Origin of the sequence: Janthinobacterium sp. LPB2021202312-11-4, from assembly GCF_037049705.1 — a bacterium.
In the GTDB taxonomy this organism is placed as follows: domain Bacteria; phylum Pseudomonadota; class Gammaproteobacteria; order Pseudomonadales; family Pseudomonadaceae; genus Aquipseudomonas.
This window is the reverse complement of the sequence record NZ_JBAGKV010000072.1, coordinates 1-2,940: the sequence shown is the minus strand read 5'-3', so window position 1 is coordinate 2,940 and position 2,940 is coordinate 1. Positions and strand designations below refer to the sequence as shown.

2 protein-coding genes are annotated in these 2,940 nt (G+C 49.2%); one reads left to right on the top strand and one right to left on the bottom strand.

Features of this window, described 5'->3' with window-relative positions; genetic code table 11:
• The first annotated feature begins 726 nt into the window (after positions 1-726).
• The gene (locus tag V5E99_RS30825; RefSeq protein ID WP_499806292.1) at positions 727-1,764 is read left to right on the top strand and encodes a hypothetical protein; all 1,038 of its coding nucleotides are present in this window, start codon (positions 727-729) and stop codon (positions 1,762-1,764) included.
• Positions 1,765-1,812: 48 nt separating this feature from the next.
• Here V5E99_RS30825 and V5E99_RS30820 read toward each other — a convergent pair.
• A partial coding sequence (locus V5E99_RS30820; protein WP_499806291.1) for an acyltransferase family protein occupies positions 1,813-2,940 on the bottom strand: 1,128 nt, incomplete at its 5' end.

Here is a 2,940-nt window from a genome sequence, read left to right as displayed (position 1 = left end):
AGGACAAAAAGGGCGGATGTATCCCTTATCTGTACAGCACAGGTCCGATTTCAGTCCTGTGGTGTGCAAGTCTACCAAGAGAGCCAGCCCTTCGTCCGAAAACAGGCGGCACAGGCGTGGGCTCGGCGTTGTGAGTCTGAGCTTGAGCAGCCCGGCGCGTTTTTTGGTGCCTATAAGTAATGCGACTAATGTTCGAGATCAGATTATCGGCTTGTAGCCGAGTCGATAGCCTAAGCAGGCGAGGTTGTACGGCGAATCCCCGAATTAGCTGACTCTGGCGGCCGCAGCGCAACGGCATGAGGCGCAGGATAAACGCCAGGCTCTGGAGCAACAGCTGCAAGCCAGCGATCAACCCATTACAGAGTATTGAACGATGCACCGCGTGATCACGTTCGCCTGTGCGACTGTCATGCCACTTCTGATATGCGCCTGTCAGTCCTCCTCTACAGCGCTGGTTGCGCAGTGTCTGCTGCCCCGGCCTCCTGCGCCCTTGTTCATGGCTGTGCGTGAGACAAGCCGGGTCCCGGCGCATGCTCAACGAATTATCTGTATCACCGATGCTGGTAACCAAGGACTGATCAGCACTGCTGACATATCAGGGCTACGTTCGAAAATTGAGGCGATTGGATTAGGGCAAAATTTTTAAAAAGTTGTCATAATTGTGCTGTATGGATATACATATTTTGGCCGCGGAGGGTTTTGGCTTTTCTAAAATGAGATTGATAAATGGCAATTTATGTTGACACCCCATACGTCTTTACCCCGAATCCTGATGCCGATAATGGACCTCAAATTCAGTCGATTTTGAAGGCGGGTTATCGTTGGCTGCAGATCAATGGAACTCAGTGTCCGATCGGCACCACTGTGCTCCTGAACCGAGACGACCAATGGCCCTATAGCGGCCAGATTATCGAGCCGGCACCAGGGATTGATAAGGTCACTATCGATGTTTCTGGGATTGGCCGTAACCCAGTCGAGCCTACAGATCCAAGCTATGCAGCGTTTGATTATGAGGGTAACGTGCGGGCTGGCAGCTATTTGACTGCTACAGCGTACGTCAATACAACCCAGATTTTCGTAGCCGACACGACCCCCTACACAAATGGTTCTTGGATTGTGATTTCGGATGCTTCCACCGATTTCGACACTTATCCGATGCCTTTGGATGGACCAATGGAAGTCAGGCAGGTTATCTATGTCCTGGCCGACTCTCTGATTGTCAACCGGGTTATCAAGCGACAGCACCCGGAGAATGCGATTGTTGCTTTGTGCGATCCGATCAAGAACGTGTACATCCGAAATCTTGAGTTCACAGGAAACTGCACCGTCGGCCTGCATATGCACTATGCCCAGCATTGCGTGGTCGAGAACATCACATCGGTCGACTGGACTGGCCGGTGCATGCTGCTGCTCGACAACGGAGGCGAGTACAACACCATCATCAATAGTTACTGTATTGGCACAGAGCCGGGAATTGAAGACGAGCAGAGCGCCTGGGGCGTTGTTGTAGAGGGGCAAGACTCAACCCGAATCATTAACTCAGGTGGCGAGCAATGCGGCGTCGGCCAAGGTATGAATTACTGCATTGATACCGTCTCTGTGAATGCAATGGGGCGTTTCAACACGGTGAATGTTGGTGTTTATACCGCGTCCATTCGTTCAGGGCTTCTTCGTCCGCAGGTAGCGTCACCAGTCATTCTGAATACAGTTATCACCGACGACTGTGAAGACTGCTACATTGTTGAACCGATTCCTTTCGAATAATCCCTAGATATGTAAAAAGCCCGCTGAATTAAAGCGGGCTTTTCATTCTTAGCTTGCTGCTATGGGGGCCGTTGGAGATCTGATCATCATGGTCAGTCTCTTTCCGAGAGTTTGCGTTGGATTCTCAATGGTCTTGTGAATTATCCATGAGAGGATGATTGTCATGGTCGTCTGTATGACAAGGGCAGTTATTGCTCCTGCTCCTTGATCAATCATAATTCGCATGCCAACGATCCCGAAGGCCCCGTGACATGTGTACAGCGGATAACTGATGTTCGCTAGAAAATTGAACACTGGGCCACCGCGCCATTCTCTGGCAAGCAGATAGAACGTCGTGAATAACGCGAACGCGGCAAAGTAAGACACAATGATTTCGACCTGCCAGCCTTCAATCAAACAGCTATAGCCAAATATAAATAGCATGGCAATATTCAATGCGAGTGTTTTTTCCAGGCTGATAAGTTTGCGATAATGGTAGTTTAGCGAGACACCAATCATCATGTAAAACACATATTTGATTGGAGGCGTTAGGGTTGCTAGTGTTCCGTCTCTGTATGTATTTCCTGGGTATAAATTTGCAATGAGGATGGTGAGAAATCCTAGAGTGATAAATGGAAGTATTTTGGCTTTATTTGTCATCGGCCAAAATATAAGTATTGCGATATAGAATTTTATCTCTATTTCAAGCGTCCAAACCACGCCGTCTAGTGGTTGATGGTTTCCAAGCCAGTCGCGGAATAGAGATATCTGGATTATAACTTGTTTTAAAGTATATGAAGTGGTGTTGCCCATGTATCTGGCAGAAGCTTCAAGCGAGGCAAGAGTGATTAATAATCCTACGATATAGGTTGGCCATATCCTGAGCAGCCTGCCTATGGTGAACTTGATCCTTGCCAAAAACTGCCCGTCCAGGTTCGAAACAGATATGGGTATCACCAAGCCGCTGATCAGAAAGAACAGGGCGACGCCGAATGCCCCTACGTTCAAGCTGTTCAGTGGGTTGAAGACGTTAATCATCCAGGTTGGGAATGGCGTTTCAGGTAGCGCCGGCAAGCCGCCGAATTCACCCCGGATATAGTTGAACATGAGAATGTAGTGTGCAATGACAACACAGAGAGCGGCGACACCGCGCAGGGCGTTCGCAAATGCAATCCTTTGCATGAGGGAGTCCTTTAG